Annotated in this window: 16 protein-coding genes and 1 tRNA gene; 6 read left to right on the forward strand and 11 right to left on the reverse strand. The window is 53.7% G+C overall.

Going from position 1 to position 17618, the window contains the following annotated elements; translation table 11 throughout:
• Window positions 1-72: 72 nt before the first annotated feature.
• The gene (locus ACYVRB_RS00895; protein WP_461212960.1) at window positions 73-1284 is read right to left on the reverse strand and encodes an ABC transporter permease; all 1212 of its coding nucleotides are present in this window, start codon (window positions 1282-1284) and stop codon (window positions 73-75) included.
• Window positions 1281-2015 (reverse strand): ABC transporter ATP-binding protein, encoded by a 735-nt coding sequence (locus ACYVRB_RS00900; protein WP_461212961.1) that lies wholly within the window; start codon window positions 2013-2015, stop codon window positions 1281-1283. Before ACYVRB_RS00900 ends, ACYVRB_RS00895 begins: the two co-directional genes overlap by 4 nt.
• A 201-nt stretch (window positions 2016-2216) precedes the next feature.
• On the opposite strand from ACYVRB_RS00900, the gene ACYVRB_RS00905 reads away from it, so the two are divergent.
• The 3 genes from ACYVRB_RS00905 (at window position 2217) to ACYVRB_RS00915 (ending at window position 4009) form a co-directional block, all read left to right on the forward strand.
• Complete coding sequence (locus ACYVRB_RS00905) at window positions 2217-2645, forward strand: HIT family protein (protein WP_461212962.1); 429 nt, start codon at window positions 2217-2219, stop codon at window positions 2643-2645.
• Entirely contained in the window at window positions 2645-2989 is a 345-nt protein-coding gene (locus tag ACYVRB_RS00910; RefSeq protein WP_461212963.1) for a YtxH domain-containing protein, read from the forward strand. Before ACYVRB_RS00905 ends, ACYVRB_RS00910 begins: the two co-directional genes overlap by 1 nt.
• A 102-nt stretch (window positions 2990-3091) precedes the next feature.
• Window positions 3092-4009 (forward strand): peptidylprolyl isomerase PrsA, encoded by a 918-nt coding sequence (locus ACYVRB_RS00915; RefSeq protein WP_461212965.1) that lies wholly within the window; start codon window positions 3092-3094, stop codon window positions 4007-4009.
• An 897-nt stretch (window positions 4010-4906) separates the two neighbouring features.
• On the opposite strand, the gene ACYVRB_RS00920 is transcribed toward ACYVRB_RS00915, so the two are convergent.
• The 3 genes from ACYVRB_RS00920 to ACYVRB_RS00930 all read right to left on the reverse strand — a co-directional run bounded on the left by ACYVRB_RS00920 (window position 4907) and on the right by ACYVRB_RS00930 (window position 8442).
• Entirely contained in the window at window positions 4907-5875 is a 969-nt protein-coding gene (locus ACYVRB_RS00920; protein ID WP_461212966.1) for a 3'-5' exoribonuclease YhaM family protein, read from the reverse strand.
• Between the two features lie 107 nt (window positions 5876-5982).
• Window positions 5983-6327: a YlbF family regulator gene (locus ACYVRB_RS00925; protein ID WP_461212967.1), complete on the reverse strand. Its 345-nt coding sequence runs from the start codon at window positions 6325-6327 to the stop codon at window positions 5983-5985.
• 30 nt (window positions 6328-6357) lie between these two features.
• Complete coding sequence (locus tag ACYVRB_RS00930; RefSeq protein ID WP_461212968.1) at window positions 6358-8442, reverse strand: PBP1A family penicillin-binding protein; 2085 nt, start codon at window positions 8440-8442, stop codon at window positions 6358-6360.
• A 109-nt stretch (window positions 8443-8551) separates the two neighbouring features.
• On the opposite strand from ACYVRB_RS00930, the gene ACYVRB_RS00935 reads away from it, so the two are divergent.
• Window positions 8552-9388, forward strand: coding sequence for an RluA family pseudouridine synthase (locus ACYVRB_RS00935; protein ID WP_461212969.1), 837 nt, complete (start codon window positions 8552-8554; stop codon window positions 9386-9388).
• 659 nt (window positions 9389-10047) lie between these two features.
• Here ACYVRB_RS00935 and ACYVRB_RS00940 read toward each other — a convergent pair.
• From ACYVRB_RS00940 to ACYVRB_RS00950, 3 genes are all read right to left on the reverse strand, one after another.
• Window positions 10048-10503, reverse strand: coding sequence for an arginine repressor (locus tag ACYVRB_RS00940; RefSeq protein WP_461212970.1), 456 nt, complete (start codon window positions 10501-10503; stop codon window positions 10048-10050).
• Window positions 10504-10765: 262 nt separating this feature from the next.
• Entirely contained in the window at window positions 10766-12448 is a 1683-nt protein-coding gene (gene argS / locus ACYVRB_RS00945; RefSeq protein ID WP_461212971.1) for an arginine--tRNA ligase, read from the reverse strand.
• 255 nt (window positions 12449-12703) lie between these two features.
• Window positions 12704-12774: transfer RNA gene (locus tag ACYVRB_RS00950), tRNA-Gly, on the reverse strand.
• 189 nt (window positions 12775-12963) lie between these two features.
• On the opposite strand from ACYVRB_RS00950, the gene ACYVRB_RS00955 reads away from it, so the two are divergent.
• Both ACYVRB_RS00955 and ACYVRB_RS00960 read left to right on the forward strand, forming a co-directional pair.
• A complete protein-coding gene (locus ACYVRB_RS00955) occupies window positions 12964-13365 on the forward strand; it encodes a hypothetical protein (RefSeq protein WP_461212972.1) in 402 nt (133 codons plus the stop codon).
• Window positions 13366-13522: 157 nt separating this feature from the next.
• On the forward strand, window positions 13523-14464 hold the full coding sequence (locus tag ACYVRB_RS00960) for a dihydroorotate oxidase (RefSeq protein ID WP_461212973.1): 942 nt from the start codon (window positions 13523-13525) through the stop codon (window positions 14462-14464).
• A gap of 118 nt (window positions 14465-14582) precedes the next feature.
• Here ACYVRB_RS00960 and ACYVRB_RS00965 read toward each other — a convergent pair whose 3' ends face one another.
• From ACYVRB_RS00965 to ACYVRB_RS00975, 3 genes are read right to left on the reverse strand one after another with little or no spacing between them, the layout of a single operon-like run.
• Entirely contained in the window at window positions 14583-14990 is a 408-nt protein-coding gene (locus ACYVRB_RS00965) for a GtrA family protein (protein WP_461212975.1), read from the reverse strand.
• A gap of 15 nt (window positions 14991-15005) precedes the next feature.
• Window positions 15006-16268 carry a class-III pyridoxal-phosphate-dependent aminotransferase gene (locus ACYVRB_RS00970; protein WP_461212976.1) on the reverse strand — a complete coding sequence of 421 codons (1263 nt, stop codon included), beginning with the start codon at window positions 16266-16268 and terminating at the stop codon, window positions 15006-15008.
• Window positions 16265-17488: a phosphotransferase enzyme family protein gene (locus ACYVRB_RS00975; RefSeq protein ID WP_461212978.1), complete on the reverse strand. Its 1224-nt coding sequence runs from the start codon at window positions 17486-17488 to the stop codon at window positions 16265-16267. The genes ACYVRB_RS00970 and ACYVRB_RS00975 overlap by 4 nt, the downstream gene beginning before the upstream one ends.
• Window positions 17489-17618: the final 130 nt, after the last annotated feature.

The following is a 17618-nucleotide window of genomic DNA, read 5'->3' on the forward strand; positions in this document are numbered from 1 at the left end:
CGAGTCTTATTATAAGACATTCCAGGATTCAGTTTACTAACTGTCACGCCTGGCGTCAAGCATGTTCCCCAACTAGCGTAGCGCCAGTTTTTGTAGCCGCATTGGCAGATACCAGATCGTCAACACGACCATCACGGCACCGCCTGCCACCAACGCCGCCAGCGCGCCTTGCCAATGCCCGCCAGCCAACGCCCCGATAGCGATGATAACCGCTGCAACACTCAGCAACACGCCGAGCAAGCGCGTGAACGCCTGCGGTTTTTGCGCCGCCGGTAGCGGATAGAGATAGGCAAAAACGATCTCGGCGTGAACCTGATACATGGGCAGAAGCTGAAACCCGATCAGATAAACAAACAATGCCGCCAACAGTGCCGCCAGCCACCACTGACTAGCTAACGCCACGATCACCGCCCCAATCACCACCAGACGCATGTACAGGCCGATGAACTCAGTGCGGCGCAGGAAGCTACGGATAAACAGCCACTGCCAGGTGCGCTTGTGCCCGCGTGGGACCAGATGTGCGATACCATCGAGGTACTTGCGGCGGCGGACCGTGCCTTGTAGCCCCGGCACATCAGTGAACAAATTATAGAAGCGATAGATCTGTCCCATCCGGCGCGCTTCGGCAGCGATCAGCGGCTGCCAAGCCAATAAAGCCGTATCGAGCCAATCTCCTAGCCGCCAGCGCAGGCCGAGGTCGCAAACCAAAGCGACTACCAATGCAATCACAGGATGGCTATAAAACCCGGCGACCAAAGATAACAACGCCGCCAGCAACAGCCACGGCCGCTTCGCCCAGCGTGGGGCCCTGCCTGGATAAAACGCCAACAGTTGTAGCCACAAATCGCAGTCCTTGAACGCCCACAAGGCGGCGCCTAACACCAGCCCGGCGCTGAGCGGCTCAAAACCGAGCACCTTGAGCAGCGGCACCGCCGCCAGCGCCGCCAAGGCGAGAATCGCCAGCGGCAACATCAGGCTGTAGCGCCTGGCCTTGAGCAAATACCCGGCAAAATTAGTGGTTTGCGGTAGCAAAAACGTCGCGTCTGCGGTTTCAGCTAAGCTGGCCAGCCGGCCGATGGCTAACAGCGCCGTGAACACCAACGCCAACGCCGGCCCCAGCCACCAGCTGGCGACCAGCGCTTTCACGCCTTGGGCATAGGCATACAGCAACGCCCCCATCAAGATGATCAACACCAAGACAAAATGATCGTTGAAAACAAGCTTGAGATATTTAAACTGTGCTTGCGAGTGGCGGCGCAAGCGCGTCTTCCACAAAGGTTTCATGCGCGTGACCCCTCTTTTGTCATCGCCATGTAAATATCGTCGAGGCTAGCATCTGCCAATCCAAACTGCGCCTTAAGTGACGCTAGGTCTCCGGTGGCCCGGACTTGGCCGTCTTTTAACAAGACGAAGCTGTCTGCGTATTGTTGGGCTGTCGCCAAGATATGTGTCGACATCAAGACCGATGCACCTTCTGCTTTTTTCTGCTGGACCAGATCCAACAGGTCATGGACAGCCAGCGGATCCAACCCAGTGAACGGTTCGTCGATGATAAACAATTGCGCGTCCGTAATAAAGGCCGCCACGATCATCACCTTCTGCTTCATCCCTTTGGAGAAGTTATCCGGGAACCAATCGAGCTTGTTGTCCAGCCGGAAGCGCGCCAACAGTTCATCGGCCCGCGCCCAAGCCCGCTTGCGATCCAAATCATAGGCCATGATGGTCAAATCGAGGTGTTCTTTGAGCGTCAGCTCGGGATACAACACGGGCGTCTCTGGCACATAGGCGATCGCGCGACGGTAGGCCTCAGCATCACCACTCAGCGTTTGGCCGGCAACCGTGATCGTGCCCGACTGAGGGGTCAACAACCCGATGATGTGTTTAATGGTAGTCGACTTACCAGCCCCGTTTAGCCCGATCAAACCGACGATGGCACCATCGTCGACAGCAAAGCTCACTTTTTTTAAGACAGGCACTGTGCCGTAGCCGCCTGTTAATTGATCAATCGTTAGCATATCTCATCATATAAACAGCGGATGGATGCTGAGACCTCAGCGATCGTTTATATTGTCCTTTCTTAATTGCACGGCCGCATATCGACGACTTCCACTCGCGTCGTCAGCGATCAAACAACAATCGGCATTGCGTTTTCCCGCGCCTTTATTCTATGATAGCATTAAACCAAATCGAACCTAACAACGAAAGAGGTATTGGCTATGACAGATTGTATTTTTTGCAAGATTATCGCCGGTGAAATTCCTAGTGTTAAAGTTTATGAAGATGACGACATCCTCGCTTTCTTAGACATCACCCAAGTCACGCCAGGCCACACCCTGGTCGTTCCTAAGAAACACGTGCCAGACATTTTTGCTTACAGTCCAGAACTCGCTGCCACCGTCTTCTCACGCTTGCCAAAAATCGCCAACGCGATCAAAGCCAGCGACCCGAAGATCAAGGGATTGAATATCTTGAACAACAACGGTGAAGTGGCCTATCAAAGTGTCTTCCATTCACACATCCACTTGATCCCGCGCTACAGTGCCGATGACGATTTCGGGATCCACTTCGGCGATCATAGCAAGCAATACGACAACGCCCAACTGCAAGCTATTGCCACACGCATCCACGACAAGGTGGTCGACTAATGGCTAAATTTGCGACGGGCTTTCTGTTAGGTGCCGTCATCGGTACGGGTTACGCCTTGTTGACGGCCAAAAAATCCGGTCCGCAACGCCAAGCCCACGCCGCTGCGTATGTTGACAGCCTCACCCAGGCAACTAACAACGTCCAATCCGCGGTGAAGCGCTTCGGTAACGCAATGGCCGACCTGCGTCACGAACTCGACGACACCTTGCAACCAGCGATGGCAGATATTCAAAGCAGCGTCAACGACTTTGAGTTTCAAACCAAGCCGCATGTCAACGCCCTTAACAATTCCTTAGAAAAGCTTGGCCAAGCCGCACAAACACTGGATGATCAGGCCGAATAATTGTGAAGCTTTCGTGAAATCGGGGCAGGCACAAGCAACTTGTGTTATATTAGGACACGTGCGAATTCTACAAAATATTTTAAATTAGGATGTGTGTACACAATGAAGAAATGGATCCTCGGCATTGCCGGTATCGTTCTGGCAGCAACCTTAGCTGGCTGTGGTAGCAGCACGGTTGCAAACATGAAGGGTGCTAAAATCACCAAGGACGAATACTACAACGAGCTCAAGTCCACAAGTGCTGGACAATCAACTTTACGTAGCATGATCGTCTTAAAGGCGCTGGAACAGCAATACGGCGACAAGGTTTCTGACAAAAAGGTCACCGCCCAATACAACAAAGTTAAGAAGCAGTATGGTTCCAGCTTCTCCTCTGCTCTGCAACAAAACGGTATGACGGCCAAGTCGTTCAAGGAACAAATCAAGACTTCTCTGCTTTCCGAAGTTGCTTTGAAGGCGCTCAAGAAGCCGACGCAAAAACAGATCGACGCGCAATGGAAGAAGTATGAACCAAAGATTCAGGTTCAGCACATTCTGGTTGCCAAGCAATCCAAAGCTGAAGAAATCATCAAAGATCTTCAAAAAGACAACTCCGAAGCTAACTTCAAGAAGTTAGCCAAGGCCAACTCAACCGATACGGCAACGGCTTCTGATGCCGGCAAGCTTGCGGCGTTCGATAACACCGACACCAGCCTCGATGCCACCTTCAAGAAGGCTGCATTCAAGCTGACCAAGGCCGGTGAATTCACCACAACGCCAGTCAAGACCAGCTATGGTTACCATGTCATCCGGGCGATCAAAGTCCCTGCCAAGGGTAAGGAATCTGATCACAAAGCCGAGTTGAAGAAGCAGATCTATACCAGCTGGCAATCTGATACCACGGTTATGACCAGTGTAATCAAGAAGGTTCTCAAGAAGGCCAACGTCTCCATCAAGGATAGTGACCTGAAGAACGTATTGTCTGTCTATCTCGACAGCAACTCCAGCTCAAGCACCGGCGCAACTTCTGCAAGCAACTAATCGGTGTTGACATCCTGCTTTTGCAGGGTGTTTTTTTGTGCTCAAATCAACGAGACTAAAAAAAGACAACGCTTTCAACTCGTACGATAATTTAATCAGGCGTTGGGTAGGGGTATTTATTGACCGGTCCTCCAAATATCCCTTGTTTCCCCAGCACACCAGTGAGACCAGCCGCAGCCTTCTGATCCTGGGAGGTTGGATCTCCAATTCCAGTACATCGATGACTTGAACGACCGGATACAAAGCTACGGCCAATTCACAGGTCTGAACGGTTGAACGGCCACTCGGTGACAAGTGAAGCATGACTAAGGTCGCGCGCCGAAACGCGGTGCAACGCAAATGTAGGTCTTAGGGGTCCAAAGGTAATTCTGGTCGGCCCCGGCGATACATTCATGGTACACAGAGCTTTATGGGGCGCATTTAGCGATGTGGATAAGGCAATCTGGGTGCGTGCCGGCAACGCCGGTGCGTGACCGGAATGACTTATCCGCAATCGCGTTGCCCCAGAAAGCTCGACTAGGCACAGAGCGGAGCAACCCGCTCTTAGCGATGTGGATAAGACAGCTTGGGTGCGTGCGGGCAACGCCCGTGCGTGACTGAGATGGCTTGTCCGCAAGCGCGTTGAATTCTAAAAAGCAAAGGAGGCTCGCACACACCAGTCGCAGACAGACACAATCAATTTTGGCAACGCGCTCGTCAAAATTGACCAGACCCGGATGCTTCTTTAAGTGCGCGCCACCGCCAAAACTTGCCTAAGCAAAAAAATTGCAACCACGATTGCTTATTTGGGTTACACATAAAAACTAGCCACGATCCGCATCGCGTATCGTGGCTTTCGTACGTCCATGGCTGGACAGCAAAAAAACAGGCCTATTGTTAGGCCTGTTGCGCGTCTGCTTATTGAGGATCCGGATACCCTTTCCCGTTTTGTGGGCGGTAGAAGCGCCGGTTGTCCATGCCGAAAAGCCGTTCTGTGAAGGTGCCAGGATCGACGTGCTGATATGCAGTCGTTAACATGTTGATCTGAGCGTCCATGTCGTCAAGGTTGTGCAAGATCTGGGCTTCAAGCAACTCTGGGCGCACCGGTGACCCGTATTCGAGCAAACCATGATGCGCGAGGATCACATGCCGCAACATCACCATGTCTTCTTGGTGAATATCGATTTTCAACGTCTGCGCGGTTTGGACCAAGGCCTCATCGACCAAGACAATGTGGCCGATCAAGTTGCCTTCCATCGTGTATTCGGTGGAAACCGGACCGCTTAACTCAAGCGTTTTGCCTAAATCATGCAAGATGGCACCGGCATATAGCAGCGACTTGTTCACGCTGGAATACTGTTCAGCGACACTCTTGCACAGCCGCAAGATGCTGAGCGTGTGAAAAGCCAGGCCGCCGGTGAACGCGTGGTGGTTGGACTTGGCTGCAGGATAGGTCAAAAACGCCTGCTTGTGGTCTGCCAACAGGCGCCGCACGATGCGGTTCCAGTTTGCATTGGTGATCTCAAACAAAAACGCGTTGAGCTCTTCGCCCATGTCGTCGGCAGACTCTGGGGCGTGTTCTTGATAGTTGGCAGGATTGTTGCCTTCTTCTTGAGTCGCCAGACGCAGGTTGTAGATCTTGATCTGTGGGTTGCCTTGATACAGCTCGCGCTTGCCGTGCAACAAGGCCACCTCGCCTGCTTTGAACTGCTCGATGTCAGCCTCACTGGCATCCCAGAACTTCGCAGAGATGTGTCCCGACCCGTCTTGGAAGTTGAACGCGATAAATTTTTTGCCATTCTTGGCGATCCGCACCTCGGCGGATTTGATCAAAACAGGCAACGTCAGGTCTGCCCCGTTTTGATAATCGAATAATTTTTTAGCCATTTAAGTTCACCTTTTCTATGCCGCTTATGTTGTCATGATAGCGATTTTTTTCGTAAAAGGCAAATCATCAAAAAAGGATCGGCCGCGTCGGTCGATCCTCGTTGTGCTTACTTGCCTTGGTAGATGTCGACGATCGGTTGGGAGATCGTGCGGTTGAGCTCGTCCATCATCTGCGACATCGCTTGTTCTTTGACCATCAAATCGGTGATTGGTTGCATGCTTTGCATTTTTTCGCCAAGCGTCTGCAGGTCTTTGAGTTCGTCATCGCTGATTTCTTGGCCGTTCATCTGCTTTTGTTGCAACTTCATTTGCTTGTCTTGAAACTGTTGGAATAATGCGTATGCGACCGCATCCAGCTTGAGCATATCAAAGGCATGCTTCATCTCCAAAAATTGTTGAGAGTCTTGCAGGTCCTTTGCCAGTTGGTTCGCTGTATCGTAAACGTTTGCCATGAATAGGCGCCTCATTTCAATTGATTTAGGCTAGTTGAACAAGCCCTTGAGATCATTATACCATTCATTGACTTTGTCCTTCGCGGAATTGATCCCAGATTCCACACCGGATTGCACATTGTCCCAAACATTGCTACCGCTGGCGTCATTGGCCGGCGTTTGCAGCGTCGCCATTTCCTTGGCATCTTTGGTGTTGAAGCTCGATTGCGGTGTGCTTGGCAAAATGGCCTGCATCTCGGATTTAAAGATCGGCGCCACCCCAGATTCGCTGGTCCCAACCAAGAAGTGCTGTGCGTCTGTCTGCGCAAACCCGGTCCAGGTCGCCACGACGATGTCTGGCGTGTAGCCGACGACCCACTGATCGCGCGTGCCGTAACCCCAACTGGAAGGCACTTCGGTCGACCCGGTCTTGCCGGCGACTGTGTAACCTTCCGGTGCGGCGGAAACGCCGGTGCCGTATTTGAACGTCCCCAGCATCATCGACGTCATCGACTTGGCGACGGAAGCCTTGATGATGCGCTTCTTAGATGTATCCGTGTTGTCGACCACGGTTTTGCCAGTGGCGTCGACGATCTTGCGAATAAAGTGCGTCTGCGGCAGATAACCACCGTTGGCAAACGCGGAATACGCCCGGGCCATGATCAAAGGCGAGAACCCGGTGGTGACGCCACCCAGCGCGGCGGCTAGGTTTTGATCTTTTTTCTTCAGCGTAATGCCAAAACGATCCAGACTCTTGACGCCGGTTTGGACGCCGATCTTGTTCAACAGCCACACGGCGCTGGTGTTGACCGAGTTGGCCAGCGCCAAGTACATCGGCAGGCTACCGGTATACGTGCCGGTGGCGTTGGTCGGGGTGTAGTTGTTTTTACCATAACTTTGTTTCTTGTCTTGCACGGTCGAATCATAGGCATACCCGTGCTCCAGCGCCGGGGTGTAAACCATCAGCGGCTTAATCGTTGACCCGGGACTGCGCTGCAGTTGCGTGGCGTAGTTGAACCCGAGGTAGACATGCGTCCCCCGCGCGCCGACGACGGCCAAGACGCCACCGGTGTCTGGATCGACAGCGATACTTGCGGCCTGCGCCTTAGTGCCGTCGCTGGCGTTTTGTGGGAAGTTATAGTCGTTGTCAAAGGTGGTTTGCATCTCTTCTTGGTACGTCGGGTCCAGCGTCGTGTAGACCTTGTAGCCTTTGTTGACGATGTCGTCTTGCGAGATCCCGTCTTTTTGGGCTTCTTCGATCACGGCATCGAAGAAATACGGGTACTTCTCCGCGTTGCCTTCAGAATAATTATCTTGGAGCACTAAAGCTTCACTCTTGGCAGCCTTGGCCTCGGTGTCGGTGAGTTTGTTGTTATCGACCATCAAGCCCAAGATCAGGTTGCGGCGAGCCACGGCGTGATCCATGTGGTCGACTGGGTTATAATAGCTCGGACTGCGCAGCATCGCCGCCAGCGTCGCGCCTTCTGACGCATCGAGCTCGCTGGCGTGCTTGCCGAAGTATCGCTCAGACGCGTCTTCGACCCCCCACACGCCGTTGCCAAAGTATGCGTTGTTGAGGTACATCGTCAAAATATCGGATTTAGAGTACACTTTAGTCAGCTGCACCGCCAAAAACAGTTCCTGGGCTTTTCGCAGATAACTCTGTTGCTGCGTCAGCAACGTGTTTTTAGCGAGCTGCTGGGTGATGGTCGAGCCGCCACCGGTGATCTCGCCGCGATGGATGATCAAGTTGACCACCGAGCGCAGGATGCCTTTGACCGAAAAACCCCAGTTGGAATAAAAGGTCCGGTCTTCTGTTGACAACACAGCGTTTTGGATCGGCTTGGCGATCTTGTCGAGTTCGACGTAGGTCCCTTTTTGGCCATACAGCGTGCCGGCAGCTTCGTTCTTGCGGTCGTAGATGGTGGTCTTTGTCTGCAGAGTCGATTTGATGTCTTGGACATCAGCGGTTTTGGCCTTGTAAGTAAAAAATGCGCTGGCAACCAAGATCGCCGTCAAGCAGATCAAAATCGCCCAGCGAATCAGCTGGAAGCGGCGGAAGACCCACGCGATCGCGCGTCCCAGGCGGTGGAGATACGGCGCCAACCACGCCCAGAATTGCTTGAGGTATGTCACGTTTCAGCCCTCCTAATTAGCATAATGACAATATTGTAGCACACCGCCAGGCAGCGACCTGACGTGGCACTTTAATTTAACGCAATTTCAACGAAAAGGAATCCGTCTCATGCCCGAATTTACGCTTCACGCTCAAGTTTTGTCCCCATATGTCAGCGTCACCGCCCAGCTGGCCGCCTGGCATGTGCCCAAGCGCTACCGCTTTTGGCTGCGGCAACACCAAGCCGTTTTGGTCAATGGCACCTACCGCCATGGCAACGAACCGGTCACTCGAGGCGAAACTATCACCATCCACCTGCAGGCCGCAGACCCCACCAACTACGCCTTGGAAGACACCCCGCTTGCCATCGTCTACGAAGACGACCAGGTGCTGGTCGTCAACAAGCCCGCTGGCATGAAGCCGCATCCCAATCAACCCGGCGAAGCCGGCACGCTGATGAACGCCGTGGCCGCTTATCTCGCGCCGCAACCGGCTTACATCACCCACCGGCTCGACATGGCCACCAGCGGCCTGACGCTGATCGCCAAAGACCCGCTCACCCAAGCCATCATCAACCAACAGCTGGCGACCAAAACCATGGCGCGCGCCTACACTGCTTTGGTTGCGCCAGGCATCGCCACCAGCGGCACCATTACAACACTGATCGGCCGCGATCCAGAAGACAAGCGCAAACGCATGGTGCGCGCAGACGGCGATGCCGCCAGCACGCATTATCGCCGCCTGCACCACGATGCAGACGGCGATCGCGTCTGGTTGACCTTAGCCACCGGCCGCACCCACCAGCTGCGCGTCCACCTTGCAAGCATCGGCCACCCCATCTTAGGCGATCCACTATACGCCCCAGAAAACCCAGCCAGCCGCCTGATGCTGCATGCCACTACCTTGACTTGGCAAGCCCCTCTCAGCACCCACTTCCACACCGTCACCGCGCCAGCGCCTTTCTAGCACCGATTCACGCTGTCCGGCAGCGTGAGTGTGTAGTTGGCTGTAGACCAATCGCGGTCGGGTGCGGGTGAAAGTGACTCCAGCAGGCTTCAATCTGTCGTGGAGAGGGTGCTCGGCGGAGTTAACTTCGTCTGCGACGAAGTGGATCTCCACCTGCGCCTTGCTGTAAGCGACAAGTCGCTAACAGCAACCTCACCACGTCAGATTGACCTGCTTCCGTCACTTTCGCCCACACCCTGGATTTTGCGTATCAGGATAGTCTGGTGTAACGGACAAGCAAGCCGATTCATTCTATTATGAATAGATCATTCACTACTAGTATCACTAGTTGCTATCAAACTTCCACCACCTTGGAAATCGCCACTTTGAATGTTCAGAACGCAAATGTAAGGACGGGGTGCGCGGAAGACAGATATGGCTCAGGCGCGACATTGTTATTGGCGGTTTACCGCCTACAACAACGGCGTCGAGGGAGATCCACTCGTAGCGTAGCGTAGAGTTAGCTCCCGAGCGCCGCGCACCGTTCCAGCCATATCCGTCTGGAGTGCACCCCGTCCGGACCTAACCACTATCCCCAACACATCCCAAAGAAGACTTACGCTGCCGTAAAACGTCAATGCAAAACAGCGGATCGGCAAATGCCGACCCGCTGTTTTAGGTTAATCGCTGAAGGCGCGATCGTATTGTTGGTTGAACCAGATGGCGCTGTCGACGTCTGGGGAAATGACGACGATGGTGTCGTGCCCCGCCAGTGTCCCAACGACTTGGGCGAACTTGATATCGTCGATGATTGCCGCCAACAGATTACCGTTACTAGGTAGCGTCTTGATCACGTTCATGAACTGCACGCGCGTGATCGACAGGCCCACTTCGCGAATCGAGTTGCCCAGACGCTCCAATTGCGACTCGGAATCGCCACGGAAAATGGTGTAGCGCAACCTGCCACTGGCGTCTTGGGCCTTGACGATGCGCAATTCACGGATATCGCGGGAAATCGTCGCTTGCGTGGCCTCAATCCCGGCGTGTTTTAGTTCGGACAGCAGCTCGTCTTGCGTGCTGATCACCTTTTGATTAATAATTCGGGCTAACGTGTTTTGGCGCTCGGCTTTATTCATAAACTCACCTCATCGTGAATATCTATTCACAGAATAGCATATTTATGCCAAAAATAAAACCACTGTCTGCTGACCACGGTTTTATTTTTTTTTCAAGAAGAGTGCCACAATGTGAGCACCTGAGTGTCGTTGTATTCGCTGATCTCATGTCGGCCCGACCAGATCTGAAATAGATTGGCCGAAGATGGGCGGCTTAGGAATGCCACGAACTTTAAGTTTCATGACACAAAAAAACCGCTGTCCTCAGACAACGGTTCAGGAATTACATTTCGGCAGGTGCGTTGACCCCTAACAAAGCAAGCGCTGAGGTCAGCACAGTGCTGGTGGCCTTGACCAAAGCCAGGCGTGCCGGCAGTTCTGCGTCTTCGACGAGGACCTTGGTGTTGGCGTAATACTTGTTGAACGCCTTGGCCAGGCGCAATGCGTACTTGGCAACCACCGATGGTTCGTAAGTCACAGCCGCACGCGCGATGATCCGCGGATAGTCGGCCAGCGCCTTGAGTACATCCCAGGCGTTGGTGTCTGTCAGCGCGACTTCAGCGGCTGGCTGAACGTCTGTCTTGCGCAAGATGCTGTTGGCCCGAGCGTTGGTGTATTGGACATACGGACCGGTTTCGCCTTCGAAGCGAACGACTTCTTCGAGGTTGAAGTCGAAGGAATCGAGCCGTTCGTTTTTCAGATCATGGAAAATCACCGCGCCGACACCGACATCATGAGCGACCTTGTCAGCGTTGGCCAGGTCGGGATGCTTTTCAGCGATCTGTTGCTTGGCCAGGTCGATAGCGTCGTTCAAGACGCGTTCCAGCAAAATGATGTTGCCTTTACGTGTCGACAGCTTCTTGCCGCCTGAGGTGATCAGGCCAAACGGGATGTGATGGATATCATCCGCCCAGTCGTAGCCCATTTCCTTGATGACGGCCTTGAGCTGGTCGAAATGTTCGCGCTGTTCGTTACCAACGACGTACAGTGACTGCACGAAGTCGTATTCGTTGTGGCGATAGAAAGCCGCTGCGAGATCGCGGGTCATGTACAGCGTCGCGCCATCGGACTTTTTGATCAAGGCCGGGTTGAGGTCGTACTTGGTGAGGTCGACGATTTCTGCGCCTTGGCTTTCTTGAAGCAGGTGCTTGGCTTCCAGTTCGTTGACCACGCCGTCCATCTTGTCGTTGTAGAACGCTTCACCGTTGTAAGAATCGAAGGTCACGCCCAGCATGTCATAGATGCGGTTGAATTCCTTCAGCGATTCGGTACGGAACCAAGACCACAGCTTGTAGACTTCCTGGTCGCCGTCTTCGAGCTGCTTGAAAACCGCGCGGGCTTGTTCATCTAATGAAGGATCGGTTTCTGCTTCTTCGTGGAAACGCACGTAATATTGGACGAGGTAGTGGATCGGGTCTTTGCGGACGTCGGCTTCAGATCCCCACTTGCGATAAGCGACGATCAGCTTCCCAAACTGGGTGCCCCAGTCGCCGAGGTGGTTGATCTTGATCGGCGAATAACCGATCTTCGTCAAGATATTTGCCAAGGCGTTTCCGATCACCGTCGAGCGAAGATGCCCCATGCTCATCGGCTTGGCGATATTAGGGCTGGACATGTCGATCGGCACGTTGCCATGGGCGAGCTGCTGGTCGCCGTAGTGTGCTGGGTCTTGAGCGATGGCCGTCAAAGTTTCATGAGCGAAGCTGACCTTATCTAAGAAGAAGTTGACATAACCGCCGACTGCGGCCACTTTTTCATAAGGGGTGTCGTCAAGCTTCTCGACGAGGTCGGCGGCGATCATCTTAGGGGCTTTATGATACAGCTTCGCCAGGGTGAACGTCGGGAACGCATAGTCGCCCAGATCCGACGTCTTGGGTGTTTCTAACAGCGCCATGATCTGCGCTTCGTCTAAGTCTGGTGCCAACGCGGCATTCAATGTTGCCGCCACCTGTTGCTTGAAATCCATGAGAATCCTCCTATTTTTAAGCCACAAAAAAACTCGTCTCTTCGAATATAACGAAAGAGACGAGTTTCCCCGCGGTACCACTCTAATTGGCATTGCCCACTTAAAATATCCACTTCGTTCTCCGCGGCGCGCCTCCGCTTCGGCCAGTCACTCACACCACCGTGACCTCACTGAAGACCAGCAAACGGAATCTTCCGCATCATCGAACGTATTGCTTGATACAAAAAACTGGTGCGAGCCTCGCACCAGTCCTGCAGCGGTTGACGAGAATCGAACTCGCGACGCCAGCTTGGGAAGCTGGAGTTTTACCACTAAACTACAACCGCAACAACAGAAATTAGTATAGCAAGCCCCCCAAAAGATTGCAAGTCTATTTTCACGAGAAATCCGATGCATTCCTGATAATATTAAAATTTTCTCATTTACTTGCTCATAATTTTAACCATGTTATAATTGTATAGAGAAAACTGCGTGACACTATGCCAAACCTGGCACGCAGATGGGAGTGATCACACATGGCAACAAGTAACCGACATTATTATTTTGCCGCGCGCAACGAAAAGACGGACCATGGTTATATGATCAACTTCGTCAATATCCCGCAAGCCTCAGCTGTGGGGACAACTTATGAAGAAGCAGTCTATTACTCCTATCGGGTGTTATCTGACTTTTTGAGCCATCTGCCTAAAGGCGAAGCAGCGCTGACCGCGTACACGTTGACCACCCTGCCCAAGGCTAAAGAAGAAGACGTCTTCTACTCACTGGTCAGCGTCACCCCGGATTTTGATCCGCACCGCATGGTCACCCACTTCACCTTGCCGCAGGCGCCACCTGCCGAGATCCGGCGCAAGGCCAGCGAATTGGCGAAACTGGTTAAACATCAAGATCATGCCCGTAAAGCCGCGAATGCAAATTAAACCATATGCCGAACGAAATATTCGTATCGGCATTTTTTGTGCGTCATTTTACCGTTCACCTCTGGTCAGCTGCCGTGAAATATGGTTTAATAGTCCGCAGGGTTCGCATCGATCATCGGGATCGATGACCCAAGACCGACTAAAAGGAGTGGCGCAGTTGACGAGTTTAGCCTCACAAATCCAAGATTTTCACTTCAGCAACGTCTTAATGAATGCCAGCGGGGTCCATTGCATGACCGCCGCAGAACTTGACGAGATCGCCGCCAGTCACGCAGGAACCTTGATCACCAAGTCCGGCACCCCGCAAGCCCGCGTTGGGAATCCCGAACCGCGCTATCAGGCCCTCACCCTCGGCAGCATCAATTCGATGGGGTTGCCGAACAAAGGCATCGATTATTACCTCGATTACGTTTCGCAGTTTCAGCAGACCCATCCGGATCAGCCCATCTTCATGTCGGTCGCCGGCATGGGGCCCGACGATTACGTCTTGTTAGCGGAAAAGATCCAAGCAAGTGATTTCACCGGGCTGACCGAATTCAACCTCAGCTGCCCTAACGTCCCTGGCAAGCCGCAGATCGCTTATGATCTGGAAACCACCGCCACCATTTTGGACAACTTGTTCAAGGTCTTCAAGAAACCGGCCGGCGTCAAGTTGCCACCGTTCTTCGACCTCGCACAATTCGATCAAATGGCAGCGTTGTTGAATCGCTACCCGCTGAGCTTCATCAACTCGATCAACAGCCTGGGCAACGGGTTGATGATCGACCCTGATACCGACACGACGGTCATCCGGCCCAAAGGCGGCTTCGGTGGCGTCGGTGGCGCCTATGCCAAGCCGATCGCCTTGGCCAACGTCCGCGCCTTCCGCCAACGTCTGCGCGACGACATCGCAATCATCGGGACCGGCGGCGTCAACACCGGTCGCGACGTCTACGATCTGATTCTGTGTGGTGCAGACATGGTGCAACTGGGCACGGTGCTTCAAGAAGAAGGCGTGTCAGTATTCACCCGCCTGAGTGCAGAGCTTAAAGACGTGATGAGTCAAAAAGGCTACACCAAGCTCAGCGACTTCCGCGGCAAGCTCCAAACCATCGATTGATTCAAACCAAAAGGCTTGCAAATCTGCAAGTCTTTTTCCATGCAAAAAACCATCAGCCACAAAGGACTGATGGTGCGCAATGGAGGTATTACGATATGGTTTGATCGGCCTCACCTCCCTATCCGTGATGGGCACGCACGGTGCGATCGAGCGTTGCACCGAAGACGAAGAAACGTTGATATAAGAACTCGGTGATGCCGTTGGCCGCCAGGTTGATCAATGTCGCCACGTAATCGTTGACGCCACTGGCCGTCGCCCAATCCCCGAACCACGCGGATAACGGCGTGAACACGGCATAATATGCGGCGACTTTGAGCATCGCGACCGGGATATTGCCGTTTGAGTGGAAGGTAAAATGGCGATTCAGCGTGAAATTCCACACCACCGACAACACCAACGCGATCAAGTAACGCGGTGCATAGGCCATGGTCGTCAGCTGAGTAAAAACGGTAAAACTACCCATCTCGACGACCGCCGCTGAACTGGCACAACAGAAATATTTTAATGTGCGTTTGACTTCTTGCATCGCCACGCCCCCTCGCTAGTGCACCGCCGTGGCCTTCAGGACCAGGTCGTGGGCTTCGGTCAGTGCCGCGTCCAGACGGTCCAACACATCCAAGGCGGTCGCTTTGGTCATCAACAAGTTGGGTTTGAATTGCAGAACTGATTGATCGAAGTCGGCCATCATGCACCACACGCCGTGATGCAACATTGCCTGCATCAGTGCCTGCCCGCCGAGTGGATGTGCCGTCTTGAGCCCCATGATCACGCCACACTGGCGCACTTCGATCAGGAAATCCGCGTGGTGGCGTTGCACCTCAGCCAAGCCCTTGGCAAAAACATCCGTCAACATATCTCGGTTGGCCAACGTTTCCGGCCGCGCCAAGATATCTAAGACCTTGCTGGCCACGATACAACCCAGCTCGGTGCCGTTGAAAGAACTGGTGTAGGCAAACCCGTCTTGTTGCATCCAAGATGCCGCTTGATCGTTCATGATGACGGCCGACATTGGGTAATAGCCACCGGACAGCCCTTTGCCGCACACGATCATGTCAGGCGTCGCCTCGAACTTGCAACACGCCCACATGGCCCCGGAGCGCTGCATCCCTGTTTGGACTTCGTCGGCGATATACAGCGCGCCGTGTTCATGTGCGAGGGCTTCAACGCGACGATGGTAGTCTTTGATCGGCATCGGAAAGCCTGCGGTCGCCGGGATCGATTCGATCAACACCGCAGCCACATCCCCGCCAGCAAGTGCCTGGTTCAACGCCTCCAGATCGTTATATGGGATGTGGGTGTTCCACGCAGGGTCCGGCGGCATGTTGAAGAAGTTAGCGATGCTAGGATTGCCGGCGGCCATCGCCAGGCCAGTCGACCCGTGGAAGGCGATATCCAAGCTGATGATCCGCCGCTTTTTGGTGGCAAAACGAGCGAATTTGATCGCCGCGTCGATCGCTTCGCCGCCGCCGTTCAAGGTGAAAACATAATGCATGCTGTCAGGAGAAGCCGCCAGCAACTTTTCGTTCAGCTGATTCTTATATTCAGAGGGAAAATAATGATTCCCCGCGTCGACCAGATCGGCCCCGTGCTGTAGGGCTTCGCGTACCTCAGGGTTCTTGTGCCCGAGGTTGAACACGCCGCCGTTAGAATGCATGTTGATGAACCGGTGGCCGTCGAGGTCTTCAAAATACGACCCGCCGCGCGCGCCCATCACCAGCTCGCCGCCAAGCTGGCGGATAGTCGCCACCCGGCCTGGGTTCCAGAGTTTGTCTGCTTCGTCATAGATCTCATGTGCTGTTGTCATCGCGTCCGTACCTCCTGATGTAAGATCTGCGTTGCCGGCATCGCGTGTTCGCGGCAATACCGCTTGGCCAAGCCGGCCGTGCCTTGTGCGTAAAATGCCAAGACTTCCGGGGTCAATTCTTGCGACTCGCCGCTACCTGGCATGACGTGCCCCATGCGACTGAGCAGGCTTTGCAACATCCCGATCCGCCGCAACATGATGAACGTCCACACCATCTGCTTGTCTTGTTCACTCAACTCGCGGACGCTTTGGTAGCCGCTCAGCAATTCATGCACCACCTCCGCCAAGTCGCCGCGATGTTCCATCAACGCCACAGTGCTGGCGATATCATACATGTAATAGCCCAAGCCACTGTCGTCAAAATCCAAAACCGTCAGCTGCTTGCCGTCGACCAACAAGTTTGCCGCACGCAGATCGGAATGGATCATGCCGTAGTGTTGGGCGCTTTGCCCGTATGCGGTCACGTGTTCTTGGATCAGCGCTACCGCGTCATCGATTTGATGCAACGCGCGCGGTGACAGCCAATCCGGGGCGTGATAGTCGGTGCCATAGAAGTTGTTGCCGGCGCCAATGGTTCCCGCCAGATCCCATTGCATGCGCTCGAAATACGCCGGGCGCCGCCAGTGTTGCGCGGTTTGATGCATGGTCGCCATCGTTTTGCCGATCACGCGGTACAACTGGTGGTCTGCAGCGGTCATCTTGCTGACCTTCCAGCGGCTTACCACCAGTTGTACCCGCGCGGCGACTCGAAACAGCGGCAATGTGATCGTCTTAGGGACAACGTTCAAAGCCGAAATCACATTGCCAACTGAAGCGTTGCCGTCGGCGGAGTCGACCGGCGCGCGTCCGGGGACATAATCGAAACAGACGACAAAGCGGCGTTCACCCATCTCGGGGGTGTCGAAAGCCTGGATCGGATTGCCGTCAGGTGCCGGAATGGGGGTTTCGACTTTGACATCGGTATGTTCGCGCAAGTACGCCAGCCAATCTAACTCGGAACGAATCGATGCGCGGGTCGTGTAATCCAGGCGATGAACGCGCATGATCATGGGTTTATAGCCTTTGGCCGTGATCAAGAAGGTGCCATTTTCGGTGTAATTCAACAACTTGATCTCACTGTCGTCGGGATAGCCCCAACGCACCACGGCCCGGCGCGCAATTTTGGTTAGATGTTGGCGCTGGGCGTCGAAGGATAAAGTTGCAAAGATCGATTTCGACATCATAAAGACCCCTTCCACACTATGTGTGATGTTAGTTAACATCAACGGCTTATTCGTTGTGTTGATGGTGCTTATCATAGGCCGATAAATATAAAAATAAAGGAATATTGGCAGCTAACATGACAATTAG

It is taken from the genome of Lacticaseibacillus boliensis (assembly GCF_054784775.1).

Coding starts and splice junctions, on each gene's coding strand:
- ACYVRB_RS00955 (WP_461212972.1), top strand. CDS start 12,964: ATGGCAACAAGTAACCGACATTATTATTTTGCCGCGCGCAACGAAAAG.
- ACYVRB_RS00905 (WP_461212962.1), top strand. CDS start 2,217: ATGACAGATTGTATTTTTTGCAAGATTATCGCCGGTGAAATTCCTAGT.
- ACYVRB_RS00935 (WP_461212969.1), top strand. CDS start 8,552: ATGCCCGAATTTACGCTTCACGCTCAAGTTTTGTCCCCATATGTCAGC.
- ACYVRB_RS00975 (WP_461212978.1), bottom strand. CDS start 17,488: ATGTCGAAATCGATCTTTGCAACTTTATCCTTCGACGCCCAGCGCCAA.
- ACYVRB_RS00910 (WP_461212963.1), top strand. CDS start 2,645: ATGGCTAAATTTGCGACGGGCTTTCTGTTAGGTGCCGTCATCGGTACG.
- ACYVRB_RS00965 (WP_461212975.1), bottom strand. CDS start 14,990: ATGCAAGAAGTCAAACGCACATTAAAATATTTCTGTTGTGCCAGTTCA.
- ACYVRB_RS00900 (WP_461212961.1), bottom strand. CDS start 2,015: ATGCTAACGATTGATCAATTAACAGGCGGCTACGGCACAGTGCCTGTC.
- ACYVRB_RS00920 (WP_461212966.1), bottom strand. CDS start 5,875: ATGGCTAAAAAATTATTCGATTATCAAAACGGGGCAGACCTGACGTTG.
- ACYVRB_RS00940 (WP_461212970.1), bottom strand. CDS start 10,503: ATGAATAAAGCCGAGCGCCAAAACACGTTAGCCCGAATTATTAATCAA.
- ACYVRB_RS00895 (WP_461212960.1), bottom strand. CDS start 1,284: ATGAAACCTTTGTGGAAGACGCGCTTGCGCCGCCACTCGCAAGCACAG.
- ACYVRB_RS00915 (WP_461212965.1), top strand. CDS start 3,092: ATGAAGAAATGGATCCTCGGCATTGCCGGTATCGTTCTGGCAGCAACC.
- argS (WP_461212971.1), bottom strand. CDS start 12,448: ATGGATTTCAAGCAACAGGTGGCGGCAACATTGAATGCCGCGTTGGCA.
- ACYVRB_RS00970 (WP_461212976.1), bottom strand. CDS start 16,268: ATGACAACAGCACATGAGATCTATGACGAAGCAGACAAACTCTGGAAC.
- ACYVRB_RS00925 (WP_461212967.1), bottom strand. CDS start 6,327: ATGGCAAACGTTTACGATACAGCGAACCAACTGGCAAAGGACCTGCAA.